General features: G+C 63.1%; 23 protein-coding genes, 1 pseudogene and 1 riboswitch. Of the genes and pseudogenes, 9 read left to right on the top strand and 15 right to left on the bottom strand.

Annotated elements, in window-relative coordinates; all coding sequences use genetic code 11:
• Positions 1-275: 275 nt before the first annotated feature.
• The gene (locus APH33_RS18715; RefSeq protein WP_054886586.1) at positions 276-2,363 is read left to right on the top strand and encodes a bifunctional diguanylate cyclase/phosphodiesterase; all 2,088 of its coding nucleotides are present in this window, start codon (positions 276-278) and stop codon (positions 2,361-2,363) included.
• On the opposite strand, the gene APH33_RS18710 is transcribed toward APH33_RS18715, so the two are convergent.
• Positions 2,360-2,620: a DUF1652 domain-containing protein gene (locus APH33_RS18710; RefSeq protein WP_054886585.1), complete on the bottom strand. Its 261-nt coding sequence runs from the start codon at positions 2,618-2,620 to the stop codon at positions 2,360-2,362. The genes APH33_RS18715 and APH33_RS18710 overlap by 4 nt on opposite strands.
• A gap of 278 nt (positions 2,621-2,898) precedes the next feature.
• Positions 2,899-3,546, bottom strand: coding sequence for a DUF1345 domain-containing protein (locus APH33_RS18705; protein ID WP_054886584.1), 648 nt, complete (start codon positions 3,544-3,546; stop codon positions 2,899-2,901).
• A 132-nt stretch (positions 3,547-3,678) separates the two neighbouring features.
• Here APH33_RS18705 and xerC point away from each other — a divergent pair, with 132 nt between their 5' ends.
• Entirely contained in the window at positions 3,679-4,593 is a 915-nt protein-coding gene (gene xerC / locus APH33_RS18700) for a tyrosine recombinase XerC (RefSeq protein ID WP_054886583.1), read from the top strand.
• 55 nt (positions 4,594-4,648) lie between these two features.
• Here xerC and APH33_RS18695 read toward each other — a convergent pair whose 3' ends face one another.
• Positions 4,649-5,839 (bottom strand): type II secretion system F family protein, encoded by a 1,191-nt coding sequence (locus tag APH33_RS18695; protein WP_054886582.1) that lies wholly within the window; start codon positions 5,837-5,839, stop codon positions 4,649-4,651.
• Between the two features lie 11 nt (positions 5,840-5,850).
• Positions 5,851-6,276, bottom strand: a complete 426-nt coding sequence (gene gspG, locus APH33_RS18690) for a type II secretion system major pseudopilin GspG (protein ID WP_054886602.1) — start codon at positions 6,274-6,276, stop codon at positions 5,851-5,853.
• 186 nt (positions 6,277-6,462) lie between these two features.
• Here gspG and APH33_RS18685 point away from each other — a divergent pair, with 186 nt between their 5' ends.
• From APH33_RS18685 to APH33_RS18670, 4 genes are all read left to right on the top strand, one after another.
• A complete protein-coding gene (locus APH33_RS18685) occupies positions 6,463-7,056 on the top strand; it encodes a lytic transglycosylase domain-containing protein (protein WP_054886581.1) in 594 nt (197 codons plus the stop codon).
• A gap of 105 nt (positions 7,057-7,161) precedes the next feature.
• Positions 7,162-8,619, top strand: a complete 1,458-nt coding sequence (locus tag APH33_RS18680) for a HAMP domain-containing sensor histidine kinase (RefSeq protein WP_054886580.1) — start codon at positions 7,162-7,164, stop codon at positions 8,617-8,619.
• 303 nt (positions 8,620-8,922) lie between these two features.
• Positions 8,923-10,416 carry a HAMP domain-containing sensor histidine kinase gene (locus tag APH33_RS18675; protein WP_054886579.1) on the top strand — a complete coding sequence of 498 codons (1,494 nt, stop codon included), beginning with the start codon at positions 8,923-8,925 and terminating at the stop codon, positions 10,414-10,416.
• The gene (locus APH33_RS18670; RefSeq protein WP_054886578.1) at positions 10,391-11,818 is read left to right on the top strand and encodes a sigma-54 dependent transcriptional regulator; all 1,428 of its coding nucleotides are present in this window, start codon (positions 10,391-10,393) and stop codon (positions 11,816-11,818) included. Before APH33_RS18675 ends, APH33_RS18670 begins: the two co-directional genes overlap by 26 nt.
• 134 nt (positions 11,819-11,952) lie before the next feature.
• Here the strand turns inward: APH33_RS18670 and APH33_RS18665 are convergent, their stop codons facing one another.
• The 3 genes from APH33_RS18665 to APH33_RS18655 form a co-directional block, all read right to left on the bottom strand.
• Entirely contained in the window at positions 11,953-12,255 is a 303-nt protein-coding gene (locus APH33_RS18665) for a hypothetical protein (protein WP_054886577.1), read from the bottom strand.
• Positions 12,256-12,338: 83 nt separating this feature from the next.
• The gene (locus tag APH33_RS18660) at positions 12,339-13,691 is read right to left on the bottom strand and encodes a GntP family permease (RefSeq protein WP_054886576.1); all 1,353 of its coding nucleotides are present in this window, start codon (positions 13,689-13,691) and stop codon (positions 12,339-12,341) included.
• Positions 13,692-13,785: 94 nt separating this feature from the next.
• On the bottom strand, positions 13,786-14,325 hold the full coding sequence (locus tag APH33_RS18655; protein WP_054886575.1) for a gluconokinase: 540 nt from the start codon (positions 14,323-14,325) through the stop codon (positions 13,786-13,788).
• A 206-nt stretch (positions 14,326-14,531) separates the two neighbouring features.
• On the opposite strand from APH33_RS18655, the gene APH33_RS18650 reads away from it, so the two are divergent.
• The 3 genes and pseudogenes from APH33_RS18650 (at position 14,532) to APH33_RS28000 (ending at position 16,985) form a co-directional block, all read left to right on the top strand.
• On the top strand, positions 14,532-15,551 hold the full coding sequence (locus APH33_RS18650; RefSeq protein ID WP_054886574.1) for a LacI family DNA-binding transcriptional regulator: 1,020 nt from the start codon (positions 14,532-14,534) through the stop codon (positions 15,549-15,551).
• Positions 15,552-15,665: 114 nt separating this feature from the next.
• Positions 15,666-16,448 (top strand): annotated as a pseudogene (locus APH33_RS28005) (PAS domain-containing protein); the annotation flags it as partial.
• 42 nt (positions 16,449-16,490) lie between these two features.
• Positions 16,491-16,985 (top strand): methyl-accepting chemotaxis protein, encoded by a 495-nt coding sequence (locus APH33_RS28000; RefSeq protein ID WP_371263259.1) that lies wholly within the window; start codon positions 16,491-16,493, stop codon positions 16,983-16,985.
• On the opposite strand, the gene APH33_RS18640 is transcribed toward APH33_RS28000, so the two are convergent.
• From APH33_RS18640 to APH33_RS18605, 8 genes are all read right to left on the bottom strand, one after another.
• A complete protein-coding gene (locus APH33_RS18640) occupies positions 16,960-20,223 on the bottom strand; it encodes a transporter substrate-binding domain-containing protein (RefSeq protein ID WP_054886572.1) in 3,264 nt (1,087 codons plus the stop codon). The genes APH33_RS28000 and APH33_RS18640 overlap by 26 nt on opposite strands.
• 13 nt (positions 20,224-20,236) lie before the next feature.
• A complete protein-coding gene (locus APH33_RS18635; RefSeq protein WP_054886571.1) occupies positions 20,237-20,851 on the bottom strand; it encodes a response regulator transcription factor in 615 nt (204 codons plus the stop codon).
• A gap of 218 nt (positions 20,852-21,069) precedes the next feature.
• The gene (locus APH33_RS18630; protein WP_054886570.1) at positions 21,070-21,312 is read right to left on the bottom strand and encodes a DUF1272 domain-containing protein; all 243 of its coding nucleotides are present in this window, start codon (positions 21,310-21,312) and stop codon (positions 21,070-21,072) included.
• Between the two features lie 59 nt (positions 21,313-21,371).
• Entirely contained in the window at positions 21,372-22,124 is a 753-nt protein-coding gene (gene cobM / locus APH33_RS18625) for a precorrin-4 C(11)-methyltransferase (protein ID WP_054886569.1), read from the bottom strand.
• Between the two features lie 25 nt (positions 22,125-22,149).
• Positions 22,150-22,542, bottom strand: coding sequence for a cobalamin biosynthesis protein (locus APH33_RS18620; RefSeq protein WP_054886568.1), 393 nt, complete (start codon positions 22,540-22,542; stop codon positions 22,150-22,152).
• Positions 22,543-22,556: 14 nt separating this feature from the next.
• Positions 22,557-23,249, bottom strand: coding sequence for a CbtA family protein (locus APH33_RS18615; protein WP_054886567.1), 693 nt, complete (start codon positions 23,247-23,249; stop codon positions 22,557-22,559).
• Positions 23,250-23,256: 7 nt separating this feature from the next.
• Positions 23,257-23,442 (bottom strand): CbtB domain-containing protein, encoded by a 186-nt coding sequence (locus APH33_RS18610; RefSeq protein ID WP_054886566.1) that lies wholly within the window; start codon positions 23,440-23,442, stop codon positions 23,257-23,259.
• Positions 23,443-23,538: 96 nt separating this feature from the next.
• A riboswitch (cobalamin riboswitch) is annotated at positions 23,539-23,762 on the bottom strand.
• Between the two features lie 21 nt (positions 23,763-23,783).
• Positions 23,784-23,976 (bottom strand): hypothetical protein (locus APH33_RS18605; protein WP_218187133.1); only part of this gene is annotated, 193 nt, incomplete at its 5' end.

Raw genomic sequence — 23,976 nt, 5'->3', positions numbered from 1 at the left:
TGCGGAGCAGCCCCACGATGTTGGCGTTTACCCCATAACTGCTGGGACTGCTCCGCAGCCCTTTCGCGACACAAGGCCGCTCCTGCAAGATGCGGGTCAACCGACAAATGGCAATGTGCCTTCATTCGGTGCTGAAAGCGCTCTAGATCAAGCATTCCGAAATCTCGTGTCGTTCGTTGGATCCATTCCCATTCGCACAAAGCCCGTGCGTTTCGCCAAAGCTTGAGTACAATCGTCAGTTTTTTCGGGCCCCCTGTCCCGAGCTGGATTTTCCAATGCTGACCGGTACTTACTCCTCCGCGCTGGTGCTCATATCACTCTGCGTGGCCATCCTTGCTTCCTACACCGCTCTCGACCTGACTGGCCGTATCGCCACGGCCAAGGGCCGTGCCGTGCATCTGTGGATGGGCGGCGGCGCGTTGGCCATGGGCATCGGCGTCTGGTCGATGCACTTCATCGGCATGCTCGCTTTCAGCCTGCCCATCGCCCTGGGCTACGACATCGGCCTGACCGCGTTGTCCCTGCTGATTGCCGTACTATCTTCCGGTTTCGCCCTGTGGCTGGTCAGCCAGCCCAGCATGCCCCGGTTGCAGCTGGCGTTTGGCGCCCTGATCATGGGCACGGGCATCGCCTGCATGCATTACGTCGGCATGGCGGCGCTGCGCATGCTGCCCGGCATCGATTATGACCCGGCCTTGTTCGGCGCCTCGCTGGCCATCGCGGTAGGTGCCTCGGCGGCCGCGCTGTGGATTGCCTTTCGCCTGCGTCAGCACACGCCATACGTGCGCCAGATCCGCGGCCTGGCGGCGATGGTGATGGGTGTTGCGATCGTCGGCATGCACTACACCGGCATGGCGGCAGCGAACTTTCCCGAGGGCAGCTTCTGTGGTGCGTTGAGCGATGGCCTGCAGGGCGATGGCCTGGTCTATCTGGTGCTGATCACTACCTTGGCGGTGCTGGCTGTGGTGCTGCTCACCTCGGTGCTGGATGCACGCCTTGAAGCGCGAACGGCAGCGCTGGCTCATTCGCTGACCCTGGCCAACCAGGAGCTGACCCAGCTGGCCTTGCACGACACCTTGACCGGCTTGCCCAACCGCACGCTATTGTCCGACCGCATCGAGCAAGCGATTGGCAAGGTGGCGGAGCAGGGCGGCTGCTTTGCGCTGATGTTCATCGATCTGGACGGTTTCAAGCCGGTCAACGACGCTTTTGGCCACCATGTCGGCGATCTGCTGCTCAAGGCCGTCGCGGCCCGCCTGCGTGGCCACCTGCACAGCCAGGACACCCTGGCGCGGATCGGCGGTGACGAATTCGTGCTGCTGGTGGAGCTGCAGGAGCCTGAGGACGCCATGGACGTGGCGGCCAAGCAGGTCAACCTGGTGTCGCGCGCGTTCCGCGTTGCCGAGCATGACCTGCAGCTGACCGCCAGCCTGGGTATCGTGTTGTACCCCGGCAATGGCCAGGACCAGCTTGAGCTGCTGCGCAATGCCGACGCCGCCATGTACCACGCCAAGAGCGCCGGCAAGAACGGCTACAGCTTCTTCGATGCCTCGATGAACAGCAATGCGCGCCAGCAGTTGCAGCTGTTGCAGGACTTGCGCACGGCCCTGGAGCAGGGGCAGTTCCGCCTGCACTACCAGCCCAAGTTCGCCGCCCAGGCCTGCCTGCCGATCGGCGCCGAAGCCTTGCTGCGTTGGGAACACCCACAGCACGGCCTGATGCTCCCGGACCGTTTCATTGGCCTGGCGGAAAAAACCGGCCTGATTATTCCCATCGGCGAGTGGGTACTGGGTGAAGCCTGCCGACAGATGCGCCAGTGGCTCGAGCAAGGCCACAGCCAATGGCGCATGGCGGTCAACCTGTCGGCTATCCAGTTCTGCCATGCCGGCCTGGTCGACAGTGTCGCCCGCGCCCTGCAGGAAAACGGCCTGCCGGCCAACCGCCTGACCCTGGAGATCACCGAAACCACTGCCATGCACGACGCCGATGCCAGCCTGGCCGTGTTGCAACGGCTTTCCGACATGGGCGTGGACCTGTCCATCGACGACTTCGGTACGGGTTATTCGAGCCTGATGTACCTCAAGCGCTTGCCGGCCAACGAGCTGAAGATCGACCGTGGCTTCGTGCGTGACCTGGAGCAGGACAGCGATGACGCCGCGATTGTTTCGGCGATCGTCGCCCTGGGCCAGGCGCTGGGCTTGCGTATCGTGGCTGAAGGCGTGGAAACCGACCGCCAGCAGGACTTCCTGACCCGCCTGGGCTGTGATTCGCTGCAGGGCTACCTGTTGGGCCAGCCGGTGCCGGCGGAGCAGTTCATGGCAAGGTTGCAAACATTGCGCGAAGAAAGCGTCGCGGCTGTCTAGCCTGCGTCACGCAAGGCAAAGGCCGGTGCAAAAGCATCCATCTCGGCTTCCACGGCTTCGATGATGCGTTCGACATCCGCTGCGGCCATGATCGCCGTGCAGGGGATTCCTGCAATGGCCAGCAGGGTCTCGCCCGTGGCCCGGTCGAACAGCCGGGCAACCATACTGCGTGGGGCATCCATGGTGGCTTCGAAGCCCAGCGGATGGAAGTGCCAGCGCATCACCTGGCAGGCGTTGGGGAACGTCATCTTGTTCATGCCAGCCTCCTTGTCCTTGCCTGGTCAGGGTGATGGGCAACCTTGCGTGGTTGCCGGGAAGGTAACCATAGCACCTGCCACAGCGCATGTTCCGTGTAAATCATGACAAATGTGCTAATGCATGACGGTGATCACAAGGTGAGCAATGGCGCCGGCAGCAAGCAGAGCGCCGTGGCTGACGCTCTCTGACGGAGGGTGGGCGAAATTGCACCGGTTTTCGAGGATCCCCGGCCGCTTTTGTTTCGGACGAATGGCCTTGGACGTCGGCTACCGTTCATTCAACCCAGCAGGCCGGCAGCGATGTTGATGGTGAAGCCGAGAATCGCCGTGTTGAACACAAAGCCCACCAACGAATGCGCCAGCACCACCCGGCGCATGCCGCGCCCGCCGACGCCGACGTCGGAGGTTTGCACGGCAACGCTGATGGTGAACGAGAAGTAGTGGAAGTCCCAGTAATCCGGGTTGCACTCGCCGTCGGGGAAGCGCAGCGCCGGCGCATCGCGCTCGCCGGTGTAGAACAGGCGGGCGTAGTGCAGGCTGAAGATGCAACCGATCAACAGCCATGAACCGGCCACGGTCAGCCCGGTGTACAGGTAGTGCAGCGCCTGCGCGCTGCCTTGCAGGCCGCGGCTGGAAACCAGTTGCAGCGTCACGGCGGCCAGGCTGGCGATGGCGGCGATGCACACGGTGAACAGCACCAGGCCGGCGTTTTCGTCTTCGACCCGGGCGACTTTGCGCACCTTGTCGGGGGTGGCGCGGCAGGTCAGCCACAGCACCAGCAACAGATACAGCCAGACGCCCAGGTTCCAGCCCGCAAGGATGCGCTGGACGATATCGTCGGCCGGGATCAGCCAGGCGCCGAGCAGGCCGACCAGTGCGGCGATGCTCAGGCGCGGGTGAGTACGGGTCAGGCGGTGGAATACCATGGGGGCTCGCAGGTGGGGGCTTGGGCTGAACTCTAGACCACAGATCACTTGGCAAGGCGAGGGTTCGATCAAGCCGCCTGGTTTACGGTACCATTGCGCGCCGTTGCTTCGATTCGCTTCAGGATTCACGTTTTGTCCGACCTTTCACAAAATCCACTGCTGCAATACCTGGCCCGGCTGGCACCGTCCAGCCAGCAGACCATGCGTTACATCCTGCAGGATGCGGCCGACCGGCTTGGTTTCGTTGACTGCAACCTGGTCGATGTGCCGTGGCACCGGCTTGAGCCTGGCCATGTGATTGCGCTGGTGGCGGCATTGCGCGCCGATGGATACGCGCCAAACAGTTCCTCGCTGTATGTCAACGCGGTACGCGGGGTGATGAACGAAGCGTGGCGCCAAGGTCTGATCGACCATGAACAGCTGTTGCGTATCCGTGAAGTCAAGCCGGCGTCGGGCAGCCGCCTGCCGCCCGGGCGCAACCTGCGGCGCAGCCTGATCCGCGAACTGATGGACTTGTGCGAGGCCGACCCGCGGCCCCAGGGTGTGCGCGATGCGGCGATCATCGCCTTGCTCTACGGTACCGGCATGCGCAAGTCGGAGTCGGTGGACATCGACCTCAGCCAGGTCGACTTCGAGGCGCGCAGCCTGCAGGTCACGGGCAAGGGCAACCGGCAGCTGATCAAGTACGCCCCGGCCTGGGCTTTCGAGAAGTTGCAGGCCTGGCTGGACCTGCGCCGGGACGCGTTGCCCGAAGGGGCCTCGGATGACCCGTTCCTGTTCAACCGCATCCGCCGGGGCAACCACATCACCCGTGCACGCATCACCAAGCATGCGATCTACTACATCGCCCGCCAGCGCGGTGCCCAGGTCGGGGTGAAAATCATGCCCCATGATTTTCGCCGCGCGTTCATCACCCGGGTGATCGAGGAGCATGACCTGTCGATCGCGCAGAAGCTTGCGCACCATGCCAACATTCAGACCACGGCCGCATATGACCGGCGCGATGACAACGAGCGGCGGCGTGCGGTGGATCGCTTCGACTATTGATTCGCCTGCACCGGCCCTTTCGAGGCGTCGAACCGCCGCGAAGAGGCCCTGCAGGCTAGTGAATACTTGAAGCCAGGTCGAAGATCGGCATGTACATCAGGATCACGATCCCGCCGATCAGCAGGCCGATGAAGGTCATCAGCAGCGGCTCGAACAGTTTCACGAACCACTCCACCCAGCGGCCGATTTCCTGATCATGGAAATCCGCGCAGCGTTCGAGCATCTCCCCCAGGTTCCCCGATTGTTCCCCGGCCCGCAGCAGGCGCAGTGACACCGGAGTGACCAACTGCCCGGCCTCCAGCGCGTCCGACAACGGCAACCCTTCACCGACGCGTCGGCTGGCCTGCTCAAGGCCCTGCGCCGAAGCGCTGCCGAGCAGCCCGTGGGCCATGCCCATGGCGGTAAGGATCGGGATGCCGCCCTGCAGCAGAATGCCCAGCGAGCGGTAGAAGCGCGCCAGTTCATACATCAGCAGGCGTTGATGCAAGGCTGGCAAGCGCCGCAGTTGTCGGGAGGCACAGCGCCGCACCAGGGGGTTGCGCCGCAATATCAGCAAGGCCCCGATACCGCCGGCAACCGCCAGTGCCAGTGGCATCTGCTGGGCATGCAGGAACAGGCCGACATCCATCAGCACCCGGGACAACCAGGGCAGGTCGCTGCCCATGCCCTCGAACACCAAACTGAAGCGCGGCACCACATAGCCGAGCAGGAACAGCACCACACCACCGCCCACCAGCAACAGCAGCAACGGGTAGACCGAAGCCCCCACCAGCTTCTGCCGAACCAGGTCCAGGCGCTGGCGATAGCCGATGTAGCGGGCCAGGGCATCGCCCAACGCGCCGGTACGCTCGCTGGACTGCACCAGCGCCACGTACAACGTCGGGAATACCCGCGGTTGCTTGGCCAACGACTGCGACAGCGAATGGCCTTCATAGAGCTGGCGTACCAGCTCGGTCAGGACCTTGCGCGTAGCGCCGACGGGGGACTTTTCCGCCAGGCTTTCCAGCGCATCGATCAGCGGCAGGCCAGCGTGCAGCAGGGTGGTCAGTTCCTGGCTGAACAGCACCAGGTCGAACGCCGCCGCACGGCGCCAGGCCAGGCCGCCCAGGGTTTTGCCCTGTCCGCGCACGCTGACCACTCGCAGCCCCTGGTTCTCGGCCTGGCGACGCGCGTGCTCGGCATCCTCGGCGTCGATCTGCAACTGCACAATGCCCTGCCTGCCGAGGGCCTTGAGGCTATAGCGCATGGCGGTTCTCCTCATTGCCAGCTGGTGATTTCGGCGTTTTCACCATCGCCGCCGGGCTGCCCGTCCTTGCCCATCGACAGCAGGTCGTATTCGCCGCCGTTTTCCCCGGGTTGGCGGTAGATGTAAGCGCGGCCCCAAGGGTCCTGCGGCACGGCCTTCTGCAAGTAGGGCCCCGACCAGTGCGCCTCGCCACTGGGGGCGGTGACCAGCGCCTGCAGGCCTTGCTCACTGCTGGGGTAATGGCCCACCTCCAGGCGATACAGGTCCAGGGCCTTGCCCAGGCCTTCGATCTGCGCCTTCGCCACCTTGGCTTCCGAGCGACCGAGCTGGCTGAAGTACTTGGGCGCGACGATACCGGCCAACAAACCGAGCACCACCAGGACCACCAGGAGTTCAAGCAGGGTGAAACCACGTTGGGGGTTGGATTTGCGCTGCATGGTGAAGCCCTCCGCTGCATGGGGACACAGGTTGCCCAGCTCCATGCAACAGCCGTGCACGTCTGTCACGGGGCCTTGCGCCATGCGTCACGGCTGGCGGCACGGTGCTTGCGTCGTAGCAGAAAAGCCCGGGTTTTCCGGGGCATTTCCCCCACATCGGGGGAGCACGGCGGGGAGGTAGCCGACATGCGTGTGGTGATCCTGGTAGTGACCTGGCTGGTGGCGGCAAGCGCCCAGGCCGACATGTACATTTCCATCGATGCCAACGGTGGTTATGTACTGAGCAACGTGCACCGGCCAGGACGCCATTACGAAAGGGTGATCAGTGAATCGCTTGCCCAGGCGGGCCCGGTCGACGCGCAGATGATCACCGGGCGACCCTATGCCGAACTGGTGGCGGCGGCGGCCCGTGATTTCGATGTGCCGCTGGCGCTGCTGCATGCCCTGATCAAGGCCGAGTCAGGCTACAACCCGACGGCCCGGTCGGCGGCCGGAGCGGTGGGGCTGATGCAACTGATGCCGGACACGGCCAGGGAGATGGGAGTGGAAAACCTTCTGGACCCCGAAGACAACGTGCAGGGCGGGGCACGCTACCTCAAGCGCATGCTGACCCTGTTCGACAACGACATTACCCTGGCCGTGGCCGCCTACAACGCCGGCCCCGATGCCGTGCGGCGGCGCGGCGCGGTCCCCCCGTACGCCGAGACCCGCCGTTACGTGCCAACCGTGTTGCGCGAATACCGCAAGCTGCAGGGGCTGGCTGATGACTCGCCACTCTGAATGGGGCCAGCGTCGCGAAAGTGACGCAACTCGTCCTCAAGCAATGCCATGGTTACCCAACTCTGGACTATAACCTTTGAAAGGTGCCCGGCAGTGGAGTCCGTCATGGTCATCGCCCCCCGTTCCGAAGTACTCGAGGCGCCCGCGGGCACCGAAGGCGCTGCTGCGCACCGGTCATTCAACCTGTTGCGCTGGTACGCCTGGGTGAGTTTGGCGGTCATCCTGTCTGTGGCCGCTGGCCTGGGGCTGATCTCCAGTCGCTTCATCATCGATGAAAGCATCGAGCGCGACGCCTTGCTCACCGCGCAGTTCATCACCTCGATCGCCGACGCCGAAGTGCGCCATGTGGCGATCCCCAATGTGCGCACCATGGGCGAACTGCTTGACCCACGCACCGACCGTGCGGCAATGCCCGATGTCGACCCCGAAGCGCGGCGCAAGGCTCGCGGTGAGTTCCTGGATCATATCGCCCACCTGCCGGACATGCTGCTGGCCAACATCTATGCCCCGGACCGGACGGTGATCTGGTCGACCAACCCGGCGCTGGTGGGCAAGCTGATCGAAGGCGATGGCGACCTGGACCGTGCCTTCGAATACAAGATGCGGGTCTCGGCCAGTTACCACAATTTCGAGCAGGCCCGTGCCGAGCAGAAGTTCGTGACCCCGCCGCAACAGCTGTTGATCGAAAACTACATCCCGTTGTTCGATGCCGACGGCGATACCGTCACGGCGATGGTGGAGATCTACAAGGAACCCCGAGACCTGATCGTGCGCATCGAGCACGGGCTGATTCTAATCTGGCTGGCCATCACCGTCGGTGCCGGGCTGGTCTATATCGGCCTGTACGGCATCATGCGCCGCGCCGCGCGGGTGATGGCGGTGCAGCAGAAACGCTTGATCAACAGCGAGACCTTCGTGGCCCTCGGCGAGGTGTCCTCGGCGGTGGCCCACAGCCTGCGCAACCCACTGGCCAGCATCCGTTCCAGCGCCGAGCTGGCCCAGGCCTTCGATGAAGGCCCGGCGCAACGCAACATCAATGACATCATCAGCCAGGTCGATCGCATGTCGCAGTGGATTCGTCAGTTGCTGCAATCCTTGCGGCCGCTCAATGACGAAGCGGTGCCGGTCGATTTACCCCAGGTCCTGCAAGAAAGCCTGCAGAGCTTCGCCGTGCCGCTGGCCCGCAGCGGGGTAACCCTGGACCTGCGGCCATTACCGCCAGTGCAGGTGCTTGGCCAGCCGGCGTTGCTCGCCCAGATCTTCAACAGCCTGATCGCCAATGCCCTCGAGGCGATGGAGAACGGTGGGCGGTTGCGCATCGAGGTGGTCAAACGTGACCGGCGCAGCCTGACCCTGCGCCTTGCCGACACCGGCAAAGGCATGAGCGAGCAGCAGCAGCGTTTGGCGTTCCGGCCGTTTTTCAGCACCAAGCAAGGTGGGCTGGGTGTGGGGCTGGTACTGGTCAAACGCATCATGGAGCGCTTTGGCGGCTCGGTCCGCCTGAGCAGCAGCCAAGGCCATGGCACGCGGGTCTCGCTCGGCTTCCGGCTGGCACGCTTGTGAAGACAAATATCAAGAAATACGTGTAAGTGTTTGATCCATAAGTATTTACAAACTTATGGGTATACGGCACCCAAATGTGGGGGGTGAACCTCCAACCTAAATCAGTAATGCGGCTTAAGCTGTTGATTTATAGAGATTTGACGATTGGTTATAGGGCATGGCGAAGTTCTTGCAGTGTCCCGCAACAGGTAACGCGCGACATTGGCGGCAATAGCTACCCGGGTGGGATGGCGTCAATTTGCTACTATCGGTAGCAATGCGGTGACCACCTTCTGAACGGACTCCCTGTACGGGAACGACGCGATGCAGATGCTCGATGAAGATGTTCCCGTGAAGCCCGCTGGACTGCCTGGCAGCACCGGCTTGGCCGTACCGCTTCGCGAGTTCAACCTGCTGCGCTGGTTTTCGCTGATCAGCCTGTTGATCATCGCTTCGGTGGCTGGCGGGCTGGGCTACGTGTCGACCCGCTTCGTGGTGCGCGACAGCGTCGAGCGGGATGCCATGCTTACCGCCCAGTTCATCCAGTCCCTGGCGGTGGCCGAAGTGCGTCATTCGCAGCTCCCTCCGGGCACCACCATGGGCGAACTGCTCAACCCGCAACTGGACCAGCAGCATCTGCAGATCAGCCCGGGCCTTGTCGCGGCGACCCGGGCGGAGTTCCTCGACCACATCGAGCACTTGCCGGATACCTTGCTGGCCAATGCCTATGCCCGAGACCGCACCATCGTCTGGTCCACCAACCCCGAGCTGATCGGCAAGCGTATCGAAGACGATGGTGGCCTGAACCGCGCATTCAGCTCGCGCAAGGCGGTATCTGCCAGCTATCACAAGGTTCTAGGCGGCCGTGAAGAGCAGAAATTCCTCCGTGAACCCAAGTACCTGTTCATCGAAAACTACATCCCCTTGTTCGATAGCCAGGGCGACCAGGTCCTGGCCATGGTCGAGATCTACAAGGAGCCGCAGGACCTGGTACGGCGAATCCAGCGCGGTTACGTGCTGATCTGGGCTTCGACGCTGGTGGGTGGCGCGCTGATCTATTTCGGCCTGTTCTGGATCGTGCGCCGCGCTGCATTCATGCTGAATCAGCAGCAGAACCGGCTGGTGGCCAGCGAAACTTACGTAGCCCTGGGCGAGATGTCCAGCGCAGTGGCCCATAGCTTGCGCAACCCGCTGGCCAATATCCGCTCCAGCGCCGAGCTGGCCGAGGGAATAGCCAGCCCGCTGGCGCAGAAGAACATCAATGACATCATCTGCCAGGTCGACCGCATGTCGCGTTGGGTGCGCGAGTTGCTGGTGTCGCTGCGCCCGGCCAGCGATACCGCCGAGGCAGTGGACCTGGTGGCAGCCATTGAAGATACCCACCAGGCCTTCGCCCAGCAGATCGAGCGCAACGGCGTGCACTTCAGCTTCGAAGGGCCGCACATGCTATGGGTGGCCAGCCAGCCCCTGCAATTGACGCAGATTCTCAACAGCCTGTTTTCCAATGCCCTGGAAGCCATGCCCAAGGGCGGCGTCCTGCATGCGCAGGTCAGCGTGCAGGAGGGGCAGCGTGCGCAACTGGTGCTCAGCGACACCGGCAAGGGCATGAGCCAGCAGCAGGAAAGAATGGTGTTCAAGCCATTCTTCACGACCAAGCAGGGCGGCCTGGGTGTTGGCCTGGCCCTGGTCAAGCGGATCATGGAACGGTTTGGCGGCTCGGTCAGCCTGAGCAGCCGTGAAGAGGAAGGAACCCGCGTCAGCCTCACTTTCAATATCGCAGCGGGAGAGGACCATGGAGCACAGCATCCTGGTAGTTGAGGATGACGAAATCCTCGGCGACAACATTCGCACCTACCTGAGCCTCAAGGGCTTTGAGGTGACGCTCTGCAACAGTGCGGAGCTGGCGCTGGAACAGATCAAACGGGCCCAGCCCGATGCGGTATTGACCGACAACTCATTGCCGGGCATGAGCGGGCACGACCTGCTACGCACCCTGGTGGAGCGGGCGCCGGACCTGAAGGTGATCATGATGACCGGGTACGGCAATGTCGAAGACGCCGTGCAGGCCATGAAAGAGGGCGCATTCCACTACCTGACCAAACCGGTGGTGCTGGCCGAACTCAAGTTGACCCTGGAAAAGGCCCTGGCGGCCGAGCGCATGGAGCGCACCTTGTCGTTCTACCAGGAGCGCGAGGCACAGAAGTCCGGGTTTCAGGCGCTGATCGGCGAATCGCCGGCGATGCTCACCCTCAAGCACACCTTGCATCAGGTGCTGGACGCCGAGCGGCGCATGGCCAGTGACGACCTGCCGCCGGTGTTGATCGAAGGCGAGACCGGGACCGGCAAGGAGCTGGTCGCCCGTGCGCTGCATTTCGACGGTTCGCGCAGCAAGGGGCCGTTCATCGAATTCAACTGCGCGTCGATCCCGGCCAATCTGCTCGAGGCCGAGCTGTTCGGCCACGAGAAGGGTGCGTTCACCGACGCCAAGGAGCGTCGTGTCGGCCTGGTGGAAGCGGCCGATGGCGGTACGCTGTTCCTCGACGAGATCGGCGAGATGGACCTGGTGCTGCAGGCCAAGCTGCTCAAGCTGCTGGAGGATCGCAGCATCCGCCGCATCGGTGCGGTCAAGGAGCGCAAGGTCGACCTACGGGTGATCAGTGCCACCAACTGCAACCTTGAACAGATGGTGCAGCAAGGCAAGTTCCGCCGTGACCTGTTCTTCCGCCTGCGCATCATCGCCCTGAAAGTGCCACGGCTATACGCCCGCGGCCAGGATGTGCTGCTGCTGGCCCGGCATTTCCTGGCGCATCACGGGCGCCGCTATGGCAAGCCGAACTTGCGCTTCAATGCCGAGGCGGAAGCCTTGATGTTGAGCTACAGCTGGCCGGGCAACGTGCGTGAATTGCGCAACATGCTGGAGCAGACCGTGTTGCTGGCGCCCAATGAAGTGATACAGGCGCATCAGCTGAACCTGTGCCTGACCTTGGTCGACGAGCCGCTGGTGGCTCAACCCACGGCGACCGTGTACGAATTGCCGCGCCATGAACCGGAGCCTGGCACCAGCCTGCCGGACATGGAGCGTGACCTGGTATGCAAGACCCTGGATCGAACTGACTGGAACGTCACCAAGTCGGCGCGGATGCTGGGGCTGTCGCGGGACATGCTGCGTTATCGCATCGAGAAGCTGGGGCTTACCCGGCCTGACAAGCGTCAGTGGTGAGGCTGGGGCCGCTTTGCGGCCCTTCGCGGGCTTGCCCGCTACCACAGGAGCCGCGCATTTTCTGAGCTCAGTGGGAGCGGGCAAGCCCGCGAAGGGCTGCAAAGCAGCCCCGATGAAAATGACTGCGCGGGACTTTATTGCTGACTACCGCCTGAATTATTACCACCTTGCCGCCCAGTACCCTCGGAGCCACTGCCATCCATCCCCGGCAGGTCGCGGTTTTCATTCTGCCTGGCTGGCGGGCTTTCCGGGTCATTGCCCTGGATGCGCGGGTCGGTATCCCGAGGCATGGGCTTCTCGATCGGATTGAGGGTGCTGTCGACTCCCGGCTGCGGCGCCGGGTTGTGCGGGTCATCGGGGTAGGTTGGCCCGGTGCCGACCGCCAGGGCCAGCGGTGAAGTGAGCAGGGCAACCAGCAGCAAGGTTGAACGGGGCATGGCAAGCTCCTTTGCGTTGGGTAGGGCGCATACTTGCGTTGGGCCCCACCGTGCTGCTCAGGTGCCATCCCCCCGATCAGCGGTCACACCACCGTCGACAAGGCCATGATGAAGATGATGCCGACGATGGACAGGATCGTCTCCATCATGCTCCAGGTCTTGAAGGTTTCCGCCACGGTCATGTTGAAGTACTGCTTCACCAGCCAGAACCCGGCATCGTTGACGTGGGACAGGATCAGCGAGCCAGCCCCGGTAGCGAGCACCAGCAATTCGCGGTTGACCCCCGGCACCAGGTCGATCACCGGGGCGACGATGCCGGCGCCGGTGATGGTAGCCACGGTCGCAGAACCGGTGGCGATACGGATTACCGCTGCCACCAGCCATGCCAGCAGGATCGGCGAGATCTGCGCCTGCACGGCCATCTGCCCGATGACGTTGCCCACGCCGGTATCCACCAGCATCTGCTTGAAGCCGCCACCGGCGCCAACGATCAGCACGATGGCCGCTGTCGGTGCCAGGCTCTGGTCGAGCATTTTCATGATCTGCTGGCGGTTGAAGCCACGGGCCGAGCCAAAGGTGTAGAAGGCCAGCAACAGGGCGGCGAGCAGGGCGGTGATCGGGTGGCCGATCAGGTCCATCCACTGGCGCACGATGTGCTCGGCCGGCAGCACCACGTCAGCCAAGGTCTTGAGCAGCATCAGCACTACCGGCAGCAGCACGGTGATCAAGGTGACACTGAAGCTTGGCAGGTTGTTCTGGTCCGATTCCTTGGCGATCTGGTCCATCAGCTCCTGTGAGGGGCTGCCGGGAATGTAGCGGGCAATGAAGTTGCCGAACAGCGGGCCGGCGATGATCGCCGTGGGCAGCGCAACCAGCAGGCCATAGAAGATGGTCTTGCCGATGTCGGCATGGAAGATGCCGATCGCCAGCAGCGGCCCCGGGTGTGGCGGGACCAGGCCATGGACCACCGAAAGGCCGGCCAACAGCGGGATGCCGATCTTGATCAGCGACACCCCCGAGCGCCGGGCGACGATGAACACCAGGGGAATCAGCAGCACGAAGCCGATCTCGAAGAACAGCGGGATGCCCACCAGGAAGGCGGCGAACATCATCGCCCAGTGCACGTTCTTCTTGCCAAAGGCGCGGATCAGGGTCTGGGCGATCTGGTCGGCGCCACCGGAGTCGGCCATCAGCTTGCCGAGCATCGTCCCCAGGGCGAGGACGATGCCGACGAAGCCGAGCACGCCACCGAAGCCGTCCTGGAACGATTTCATGACCTTGGCCACCGGCATGCCGGAGGTCAGGCCGAGGAAGCCGGCCGCCAGGGTCAGGGCGACGAAGGGGTGGACCTTGAAATGGGTGATCAGCAGGATCAGCCCGACGATGGTGACCAGCGCGTCGAGCAGCAAATAGGTATCTGTAGCCAGTCCGAACATGGTTTTGATGCCTCGGTCTTATCGTTGTTTTGGGCGTAGCTTCAAGTGAATTTCAGAGACAGCGCTGTCTTTGGTGGGCTGGACAACCGCCGGGTCAGGCAGTGCGCGCCAGATTCCGCTCACCGCAGGGCTTTAGCCAGGCGTCGACCGTTTCGGCGAGTACCGCAATCGGCTGAGTGGCATCCAGCGCCAGGGTCAGGGGCTCGCCACGGGGTGACTCGAGAGCGGCGAACTGGCTGTCGATCAGGCTCGCCGGCATGAAGTGGCCTGGGCGGGCGAGCACACGTTTTTCTGCCTCGGCGGGAGTCAGTTCGAGGAACACGAACACCAGTTCGGGCATCGCCGCGCGCAAGGTGTCGCGGTAACGACGCTTGAGGGCGGAGCAGGTGAGGACCGGCCGTTCGCCAGCTTTCACCGTCGCTTGCAGTTCCTGGCCCAGGCGCACCAGCCAACCGGCACGGTCATCATCGTCCAGGGGGATGCCTGCGCTCATCTTGCGGATGTTTTCGGCAGGGTGGAATGCGTCGCCTTCGATCAGGCGACCGCCGCTTCGCCTGGCAATGGCATCGCCGACGCAGCTTTTGCCGCAGCCGGCCACACCCATCACCACGATGGCGGACAGGGGAGAATTCATCAGTACCTCCTGCGGGGTGAGACAGCGCTGTCCCGTTGCAAACGAAACGCCATCTTCCCGGTGTTATTGATCTTGTCCTTACGCAGTATGGACGCCTGGCAGCGTGCTGCAGTGGCCACTACCAAAGATTACATTGCCTGCGTCCTGAGACAGCGCTACCTTAGTGGCCGTTCCCCATTCCTGCAAGTAGTAAAATTACAACATCCATGTCCCGCACCGGCTCTCGCACCACAGGTCGTCCCACACTGGCTGAAGTCGCCAGGCTCTCAGGGGTTTCCCCGATCACTGCTTCGCGCGCACTGCGCGGGGTCAGCACGGTTGCACCTGAACTGGTGGAAAAGGTCATGGCTGCCGCCACGTCCCTGGGCTATGTCGCCAACCCGGCGGCGCGGGCGCTGGCGTCGGCGCGCAGCCAGTCGGTGGTGGTGCTGATTCCGTCATTGTCCAACCAGTTGTTCATCGACACCCTGGAGGCCATCCATGAGGTGATGCGCCCGCGTGGGCTAGAGGTGCTGATTGGTAACTACCACTACGATCTCGACGAAGAAGAAAACCTGATCCGCAATTACCTGGCCTATCAGCCGTGCGGCATGCTGCTGACCGGCTTCGATCGCAGCGATGCCGCGCGGCAGATGCTGGCAGCCAGCGGCGTGCCCTGCGTGCACATGATGGAGCTGGGTGGCGAGGCTGGCGCGTTGTCGGTGGGCTTTTCCCAGCAGCAGGCCGGGCGGGCCGCAGCAACGCACTTGATCGAGCGCGGCCGACGGCGCCTGGCGTTCATTGCCGCGCAGCTCGACCCACGGGTGATGCAGCGCGCTGAAGGCTTTCGCCAGGCCCTGGCCGAAGCCGGCATGCAGGCCACCGAGCTGGAGATTCTGGCGCCGCAACCGTCATCCATCGCACTGGGCAGCGAACTGTTCAGCCAGTTGCTGGCACAGGCGCCGGATGTGGATGGGATCTTCTTCTGCAACGACGACCTTGCCCAGGGCGCGGTATTACAGGCATTGCGGCAAGGGATCGAGGTGCCACGGCAGGTGGCCATGGTCGGTTTCAACGATTTGCCGGCTTCGGCACACATGGTGCCGCGCCTGACCTCCATTCGCACCCCGCGGGCAGCCGTTGGTCGGGGCGCCGCACAGGCACTCCTGGCGTTGCTCGATGGCAAGCGTGTAGCGACCGAACAGCAGGACCTGGGCTTTGAACTGATGGTGCGCGAGAGTTCATGAAATGCCTGAGGAAACATCGCTAACTGGCTAATCAGAACGTGATATCAAGTTGCTTGCACGCCATCAAAGCCGATCTATGCTCAGAAAACACTGGGCATCAAGGATCATGGCGCCATGTTCGACTTCCACCGCAAATCTGATTTGATCGAGATTCAGCGCACCCGCAAGGCCCTGGCCGACGCCCAGGCCAAGCTCGCGGCAATAAGCCGCTGCATGGCGATGATCGAGTTCACCCCCGACGGATCCATTGTTGATGCCAATGCCCAGTTCTGCCAGGCCATGGGCTACAGCGTGGACGAATTGCGCGGTAAGCACCATCGCCTGTTCTGCGACCCAACCTACGCCAAAAGCGCTGAATACCAGCAATTGTGGAGTGAACTGGGGCAAGGCAAGGCTATCAGCGGTACCTTCGAGCGTGTCGACAAGGCGGGGCGCGAAGTATGGCTGGAGGCCAGCTACATGCCGGTGCTCGACGAGCAACAGCAGGTGACCAGTGTGATCAAGGTGGCGGCCGATATCAGCCAGCGGGTGAAGGACGAGCACGAGAGTGAAAGCCTGCTCAAGGCAATCGGACGCTCCATGGCGGTGGTCGAGTTCACCCCGCAAGGCCGGGTGATCAAGGCCAACCCGAACTTCCTGGCGACCATGGGCTATCGCCTGGAGGAAGTCGTCGGGCGTCATCATGGACTGTTCTGCCTGCCCCATGAGCGCGAATCAGGCGCATACCGTGACTTCTGGGCTTCGCTCAATCGTGGTGAATATCACTCGCACCGCTTCGAACGCATCAACAAGCAGGGCCAGACGGTTTACCTGGAAGCTTCGTATAACCCGATCTTCGACAACAAAGGCCGCTTGTACAAAGTGGTCAAGTTCGCCAGCGATATCACGGCGCAGGTCAGTACCCAGCAGAGTGCCGCCGATGCGGCCCATGCCAGTTCGGTGCAGACCGATGCCTGCGCGCGCAAAGGCACCGAGGTCGTCCAGCAGACCGTAGCGGTCATCGAGCAGATCTCCCAGGAACTCAATGACGCTGCCCGCAGCATCGATGCGGTAAGCAAGCAGTCGGATGTGATCGGGCAGATCGTGCTGACCATCCGCGGTATTGCCGACCAGACCAACCTGCTGGCTCTGAACGCTGCCATCGAGGCGGCCCGGGCCGGTGAGCACGGTCGCGGCTTTGCCGTGGTGGCCGACGAGGTGCGCAGCCTGGCGGCGCGCACCAGCAAGGCGACACTGGAGATTGTCGATGTGGTGCGGCAGAACCATGACCTGTCGTTGACCGCCGTGGCCAGCATGCAGTCGAGCCTGTCACGCACGGGGCGTGGCGTTGCCCTGGCCAACGAGGCGGGGACGGTGATCATGGAGATCCAGCAAGGCTCGCGGCATGTGGTCGATGCCATCAGCCAGATCAACTCGACGCTGCAATTGCACTGAGCGTGTCGCCCAGTTCACGCAGCAAGGCCTGCAGGCTAGCCTCGAGCTGCAGGTGCAGAGCGTCTGTTGGCAGCCCCTGGGCATGGGCCTGTTCGATGGCTTCGCAATCTTTCACCACCTCGCGTACCCGCAGCATCCTGGCCCCCCCTTTGATGCGGTGGGCAAGGGTACGCAATGCCTCGCGGTCACTGGATTGTTCAAGGGCTTGCAAGGCGTTGAGGTCTTCGCGGGCGCTTTGCGTCAGTTGCTCAAGCAGCTGCCTGGTCAACTGTGGGTCATCCTGGGTCAGGTTGCGCAGTTCGTCCAGGTTGAATCCGCTTGAGAGCGGTGCCGTGGCGCGTACCTGCGACAGGTAAGCCTTCAGGGTTCGCAGCCCAATGGGCTTGAACAGGCAATCGTCCATGCCGCTTTCCCGGCAACGTTGGCGCTCTTCGGCCTGGGCATTGGCGGTCACCCCGAGAATGCAGCAGGCGGTCTGCCCGCGCTGGCGCTCCAACTGGCGAATCCTGCGGGTCAGTTCATGGCCGTCCATGACCGGCATGCTGCAGTCCGTGATGACCAGGTCGAAAGCATGCGTTTGCCACAAGGCCAGCGCTGCTTCGCCATGCTCGGCCAGCGTCACCAGGTGGCCGAGGTTGTCGAGTTGTTTTTCCAGCAACAGCAGGTTGGCCGGATAGTCATCGACCACTAGCACATTCAGTGTCCTGACGTCGGCTTCGTCGTCGGCAGCGTTGTGCATCTCGGGTATTGGGGGCTCACTTAGCGGCAGCGTCAACTCGACCCGCACGCGCGTGCCGACACTTTCAACGCTTTGCAGGTCGAGCCTGCCCCCCATCAGTTCGGCCATGGTCCGGCTTATCACCAGACCCAGCCCCGCCCCTTGACTCGCCCTCGGGCCTGAAACCTGGGTGAAGCTGTTGAAGAGCCGAGCCTGGTCCTGCGCGGCTATGCCGATGCCGGTATCGCTCACAGCCAGTTCGACCACTGCGCTATCGCCTGCCGTCGAAGCTTTGAACTTGAATTGGGCCAAGACCTCGCCACGGTCGGTGAACTTGATTGCGTTACTCAACAGGTTGGAGAGGATCTGCTTGATCCGCAGTGGGTCAGCCAGGACCCAGAGTGGCCCTTCAGGCAGTTCGCCTCGCAGGTGCAGGCCCTTGATTCGGGCATTGCCCTCGAACACACGCAAGGTACTGCGGACCAGGTCCAGCAGGTCGGTTGCCACCGGCTGCAGCGTCATCTGCCCGGATTCGATGCGCGAAATGTCCAGAATGTCGCCGATCAGCCCGAGCAGGCCGACCGCTGAGTCGTGAGCGGTCTGCAAGGTCTGGGTGTCGCAGCGACCGGTACGGTTGTCTTCCAGTGCCAGCTCCAGCAGGCCGATTACCGCGTTCATGGGCGTGCGGATTTCGTGGCTCATGGTTGCCAGGAACGCGCTTTTGGTCTTGCTGGCCTGTTCGGCTTCGTCCTTGGCCTGGCGCAGTTGCTCCAGCAGCCCCCGGCTGAATGCCAGTTGTGTCTGCAGCGCCCGTTGAGCTTCGGTGCGCTGCTGGATCAGCTTGCGCAAGTAGCTGTTCCAGAACACTACGCCCGCCAGCAGCAGGGCAGAGAGCACCAGCACCTGCAGGGCCAGCGTACGGTAGTCGCGCCATGGGCTGTCGCTGACCAGGGTGCTGGTGTGCCAGCGGTTCAACAGCTGGTCCAGCTCATCGGGGGGGATGCTTATCAGTGCCTTGTCGAGGATAGCTTGCAGTTGCGGCTGGTCAGGGGCCACGGCAAATGCGGCGACGGCCGGTTCGTCGTCCATGACGCTGGCGATACGCAACCGCCCCTTGAACACTTGATTGATGTAGTAGGAAGCATTGATATAACTGCTGTAGGCAGCGTCAGCATCGCCATTGGCCACGGCCTCCATCAGGCCAAGGGGATTGTTGACCATCACCAGTGTCGCCTGCGGAAAGCGCCGCAGTACCTCGGCACGCAGGTGCGAACCATGGAGGAGCGCGATGCGCTGGCCGTCGAGATTCTTGGCTTGCAACGACGAGGGCCCTTGGTTACGGGTCACCCACACCCTGGGGCTGACCAGATAGGGGCGGGTGTAGCGCAGCCGCGTCGCGCGCTCTGTGCCATAGCCCAGCGCGCCGATCATTTGTGCCTTGCCGTGGGTGACTTTTTCAACCATCTCCTGCACGGTGTCCTGCTCGATGAACTTGAATTGCAAGCCGGTGCGCAGGGTGATCTGCTTGAGCAGGTCGACGGTGATACCGTTGACATGCTGCTGGGCGTCGTTGAACGTCAGCGGGGCGAGGGCCGTGTCGACCAGTACGGTCACGGTCGGATGCTGGGCGATCCAGTTTTTTTCTTCCTCGGTCAGCGCTGACAGGTGTCGCTCCAGCAACAAACTGGTGTTGCTGCTGCTCCAGCGGCGCAGGATGTTCAGGCGCTCGCTTTCGCTGATCCTGGCCAGGGCGCTATCGACCAGGCGGCGCAGCCGCAGGTTGTCATTGGCAAAGGCAAAAGCAAAGGTGCCAGACGCCATCTGGGAAAAGTGGTCGATCTTCACTGTGCCCTGGTAGCTTTTGCCAATCTGGTAGTCGGTGCTGATGGCATCGCCCAGATAAGCGTCGGCCTCACCCAGGTCGACTGCTGCCAGGCCTGCCAGCGTGGAGCGATACAGACTCAGTTGCACCTCTGGATAGAGCACCCGGACTGCCTCGCCCGGCAGGTAGTGATCGACCATTGCCAGGCGCAAGCCGGCCAGCGTCTTGTCTTGCCTCAGCTCGGCATCCTTGCGTGTCGCGATAACAGGCAGGTCTTCGGCATAGGGTAGGCTGAGGCTGAGCTTGGCATCGGCGGCCTCAAAGCTGTTGGAACTGCCCAGCAGGTCGATCTTGCCAGCGCGTAGAGCGCCGATCGCCTCGTGGCGACTGGCGTAGCGCCTGACTTCGACCGGTACCCCCAGTTGTTCGGCAATCAGCCCGGCATAGTCGGCACTGAGGCCTTCGTAATCATCCAGGCTGACGTTAATTTCGAAAGGGGGGTAATCCGGCCGTGAAGTACCCAATAACAATGCGCCGCGTCGCTGCAGCCACTGGCGGTCGGCATCATTCAATTGCAGCGGCTGTGCGGCGCTGGTGGCGCGTGCCAGCAAATGCCGCGGCTCACCGTCGGCGAGCGACATGAGCGGGCAGCCGAGCAGGGCGACGAACAGGATCAGGCCAGCCAGGACAGGTTTCATACGCGCCGCGCGCTCAGTTGACGTGGTTGCGTTTGGCCAGATCGACCATCTCCACCAATGACTCGGTCTTGAGCTTCTCCATGATGCGGCCACGGTAAGTGCTGATGGTCTTGGCACTGAGGTTCATGCTTGCGCCGATGTTCTTGTTGTTTTCACCACGGCTCAGGCGCCGCAGTACTTCCATCTCACGGTTGGACAGGCTGCCCAGGCGGGCGGGCTCGCTCTCCAGGGTATTGCTGTTGACCGCCATCTGGGGGAAGGTCGAGTAGCCTTTGATCAGTGCCTTGAGGGCGAAGACCACAGCCTCAAGGTCTTCGCCCTTGGTGACGAAGGCACCGATACCGGCGTCCAGGCAGCGGCGCACGTAAAGATCGGTGGCTTGCCCGGTCAGCACCATGATTTTCGGTGCCGGCTCCTGTTGTTGCAGGCGCTTGATGACTTCCATGCCATCCAGCCCGGGAAGCCCTATGTCCAGTACCACTACATCCGGGCGTAATTCGCGCACCTTCTGTGCCACTTCGCTGCCATTGTCCAGTTCGCCGACGATACGAAAGCGCTCGCGCTCGAACAGTATGCGCAGGGAAAAACGAACGATGGCGTGATCATCAACGATCAGCACGGTTGTCATGTCATCAACTCCTGTCGGAATGTGGTCGGCTTCCTGAAGTAATCAGGGGGGTACGTCTGCAAGCTTTTTCGGCAGTGCAGCACGATACGACCATTCCGGATCCGTAGTAATGGCGAGTATAGATGTGTTGAACAAGCGAGCCGGTATTGTGGAAATTTCCTACAAGAATGTTGTTACAGGCCTCGTCGCAAGTGGCGAGGCCTGTGAACGGCAGAGGGTCAGGCGCAGGCGGGGTGAGGCTTGAGCACGCGCTGGGTCGAGGCGGGGTTGTTGTTCAAGGCCTGGCCCACCCGCGCCGGGCGGGCCAGCAACTGGCCGCCGCAATTCGGGCAGCGGCCCTGCAAGCGATCGTCAGCGCAGTTGCGGCAGAAGGTACATTCGAACGAGCAGATCATGGCGTCAGGGCTGTCGCCCGGCAGGTCGGCATCGCAGCATTCACAATTAGGGCGCAGCTCCAGCATGGATAGTCCTCCGGTGGTGGAAAGCGCAGTCTGCGCCGTCCTTCGCAGGCTTGGCAATGCTAGTCGCCGGGGCGGAACAAGTGCGCGTGGCCGGCGCGGTACAACGCTGACTCGGTGAACGGGGCATCGCCGAGTACATGGCCGACGAGGATCAGGGCGGTGCGTCTGAAACCCTTGCTGGCGACCTGTTCGACGATATCGGCCAAGGTGCCGCGCACCGAGTCCTGGTCTGGCCAGGTGGCACGATGTACTACGGCGACCGGGCAGTCGGGGCCGTAGTGGGGAAGCAATTCTTCGACGATGCGCGGCAGGTGCTTGACCCCCAGGTGAATGGCCAAGGTACTGCCGTGCCGGGCCAGGTCGCCGAGCTGTTCGCCTGCAGGCATCGGAGAGCTGTCGCCGTAGCGGGTGAGTATGACGGTCTGCGCGACCTGTGGCAGGGTCAGTTCGCAGCCGAGCAGCGCCGCGCTGGCGGCAGTGGCGGTGACCCCTGGGACGATCTGGTAATCGATGCCCAGTTCGCGCAGGTAGCGGATCTGCTCGCCGATGGCACCATACAGGCTGGGGTCGCCACTGTGCACCCGGGCCACGTCCTGGCCGTTGGCGTGTGCGGCGCGAATGGCGTCGATGATTTGTTCGAGGTGCAGTCCGGCACTGTTGATGACCTTCTCGGCCTGGTGGCCTTCGAGTACCGCGGCGGGTACCAGCGAGCCGGCATAGATGATCACAGGGCACTGGCGGATCAGGCGTTGGCCCTTGACCGTGATCAGTTCCGGGTCGCCGGGGCCGGCGCCGATGAAGTAGACCGTCATGGCAAATCCTTGAAAAAAGAAGCAATTATCCGGCGCAGGCCAGAGCCAGGGTAGCGGGGCCACGCACCTGGCGGGCCACCTTGAGTGTGACGCTGGGGTGACTGAGGCTGGCCAGGGCCAAGGCGGTGCTCTCGGCGACACCCCAGCAACCGCTGTGCGCGAAGGCCACGGCGGAGCGGTGGCTGAGCTGGGGTTGGAACCGCTGCAGTTGCTCGGCCGCGAAAACCACCAAGGGCAAGGCGTGACGTGCGGCGAGTTGCTGCAAGCCTGGCTCGTCGGCCTTGCCAGCGATGCTGGCAAAGCCACGAAGTGCTGTGATGTTCAGGCCGTGATGTTCCAGCACTGCTTGCAGCAGGGCTTCGAGCACGTCCAGCGGACAGCCCCGGCGGCAACCGAAGCCGGCGTACAGCACCGGCATTGACGGGGCGGTCATCAGGCGTGGCTGGAGCGGCGATACAGCCAGGCGCTGAGCAAGCCCAAGGCCACCCAGAAGGCCGCGTTGGTCAGCCACGAAGCGATCATGAACTGGGTTTCCAGGGCGTGCGGTGCCAGGCTTTCGTGGACCTGCGGCTGCGGCGCGCCGATTACGTGCGGTACCACCAGCAACACGGCACCCAGGGCCTTGAGCAGGCCATGACGTGCGAACACCAGCATGGTCAAGCCCAGTGCCGTCGCGGCGGCAGTGCCGACCCACCAGCTCTGGCGCTGACCGAGATCGGCGGCGGCAGTGCCGGGCAGTTCGGGTGGCAAGCCCAGGGTAGGCGCGAGGCAGAACACGGCAAAACCGGCCAGCCCCCACAGTGCGCCCGTGCTGGTGCGGGCTGGCTCCCGCAGGCTGTACAGGGCGGCGAGGATCAGGGCGAAGCCGACGGCAACCACCAGGTTGCCGCCGGTGGTCGAGAGGGTGCGCTGCCAGCCATCTTCGGGCGACCAGGCTTCTTCGCCATGGGTGTGGCCAGTGCCAGATTCTTCGCCGTGGCTGTGGTGCGCAGCTGCCGGGCTGGCCGATTCGTAGGTTTCCGCCTCAAGGATCAGCGGTGCGACCCAAAAGCTTTGCAGCAGGGTCAGCAACAGGGCAGCGAGCAGGCCGCTGAACCCGGCTGTGCGGGCAATACGCTTGATCATGGCAGCCTCAGTGGCAGGGGAAGGCGGCGCTATGGCGTGTGTCGTGCGCGGCGTTGTGCACGGCTTCGATGTGCGAGAACCCGGCGAAGTAGACCAGGCACAGGCCGAGCAGGCTGGCACCGACGGCGATGACCACCCGCTGGCTGAGGGTGATGGGGGTGGCGATGCTGTGTTTGGCGCTGGTGATGGGCATGACGCGATCCTCTGCTTTTTTGTAGGGGCAACGGACAGGCGCGGCAGTCCCGGGGGCAAGGCGCCCGAGGAGATGCGACAGCGCCCGCCCACCGCGGGGTGTTCATGGACGACAGGCCGGTCTCCGGGCTTGCGAGGAGGAGCAGGGCTCCTTGAAAAACATCACCTTCCCATGCCTGACTGCGTGGCACAGTGGTCTGGACGCTTCGCTCGCTTACCGTTGCGGGGGCAGCACCGGATTTGCCCGGCCCTGGAGGGCCTGCGACGCACCGATTTCCCGTTTCACCCCCGCTTGGGGGCACCTGACGCAAGGCGTAAGGAGAGCACGGGGCGAGGGAGACGTCAAATGTCATACAGATGCAATGCTTGCTCTTGCTCTTGCTCTTGCTCTTGCTCTTGCTCTTGCTCTTGCTCTTGCTCTTGCTCTTGCTCTTGCTCTTGCTCTTGCTCTTGCTCTTGCTCTTGCTCTTGCTCTTGCTCTTGCTCGCTCTTGCTCTGCTCTGCTCTTGCTTTGGCTTTGGCTTCTAAGCGCGCA

Source organism: Pseudomonas sp. NBRC 111130 (assembly GCF_001320485.1).
In the GTDB taxonomy this organism is placed as follows: domain Bacteria; phylum Pseudomonadota; class Gammaproteobacteria; order Pseudomonadales; family Pseudomonadaceae; genus Aquipseudomonas; species Aquipseudomonas vlassakiae.
This window is presented reverse-complemented; position numbering and strand designations above follow the sequence as displayed.

Bases quoted from the DNA above. Each gene is read 5' to 3' on its own strand.
- APH33_RS18650 (WP_054886574.1), top strand. From the start codon at position 14,532: ATGTCCCGCACCGGCTCTCGCACCACAGGTCGTCCCACACTGGCTGAA.
- APH33_RS18620 (WP_054886568.1), bottom strand. From the start codon at position 22,542: ATGCCGGTGCTGTACGCCGGCTTCGGTTGCCGCCGGGGCTGTCCGCTG.
- APH33_RS18655 (WP_054886575.1), bottom strand. From the start codon at position 14,325: ATGAATTCTCCCCTGTCCGCCATCGTGGTGATGGGTGTGGCCGGCTGC.
- APH33_RS18685 (WP_054886581.1), top strand. From the start codon at position 6,463: ATGCGTGTGGTGATCCTGGTAGTGACCTGGCTGGTGGCGGCAAGCGCC.
- APH33_RS18710 (WP_054886585.1), bottom strand. From the start codon at position 2,620: ATGAACAAGATGACGTTCCCCAACGCCTGCCAGGTGATGCGCTGGCAC.
- gspG (WP_054886602.1), bottom strand. From the start codon at position 6,276: ATGCAGCGCAAATCCAACCCCCAACGTGGTTTCACCCTGCTTGAACTC.
- APH33_RS18630 (WP_054886570.1), bottom strand. From the start codon at position 21,312: ATGCTGGAGCTGCGCCCTAATTGTGAATGCTGCGATGCCGACCTGCCG.
- APH33_RS18665 (WP_054886577.1), bottom strand. From the start codon at position 12,255: ATGCCCCGTTCAACCTTGCTGCTGGTTGCCCTGCTCACTTCACCGCTG.
- APH33_RS18705 (WP_054886584.1), bottom strand. From the start codon at position 3,546: ATGGTATTCCACCGCCTGACCCGTACTCACCCGCGCCTGAGCATCGCC.
- cobM (WP_054886569.1), bottom strand. From the start codon at position 22,124: ATGACGGTCTACTTCATCGGCGCCGGCCCCGGCGACCCGGAACTGATC.
- APH33_RS18660 (WP_054886576.1), bottom strand. From the start codon at position 13,691: ATGTTCGGACTGGCTACAGATACCTATTTGCTGCTCGACGCGCTGGTC.
- APH33_RS18640 (WP_054886572.1), bottom strand. From the start codon at position 20,223: ATGAAACCTGTCCTGGCTGGCCTGATCCTGTTCGTCGCCCTGCTCGGC.
- APH33_RS18670 (WP_054886578.1), top strand. From the start codon at position 10,391: ATGGAGCACAGCATCCTGGTAGTTGAGGATGACGAAATCCTCGGCGAC.
- APH33_RS18635 (WP_054886571.1), bottom strand. From the start codon at position 20,851: ATGACAACCGTGCTGATCGTTGATGATCACGCCATCGTTCGTTTTTCC.
- APH33_RS18615 (WP_054886567.1), bottom strand. From the start codon at position 23,249: ATGATCAAGCGTATTGCCCGCACAGCCGGGTTCAGCGGCCTGCTCGCT.
- APH33_RS18675 (WP_054886579.1), top strand. From the start codon at position 8,923: ATGCAGATGCTCGATGAAGATGTTCCCGTGAAGCCCGCTGGACTGCCT.
- APH33_RS18715 (WP_054886586.1), top strand. From the start codon at position 276: ATGCTGACCGGTACTTACTCCTCCGCGCTGGTGCTCATATCACTCTGC.
- APH33_RS18610 (WP_054886566.1), bottom strand. From the start codon at position 23,442: ATGCCCATCACCAGCGCCAAACACAGCATCGCCACCCCCATCACCCTC.
- APH33_RS18695 (WP_054886582.1), bottom strand. From the start codon at position 5,839: ATGCGCTATAGCCTCAAGGCCCTCGGCAGGCAGGGCATTGTGCAGTTG.
- APH33_RS18680 (WP_054886580.1), top strand. From the start codon at position 7,162: ATGGTCATCGCCCCCCGTTCCGAAGTACTCGAGGCGCCCGCGGGCACC.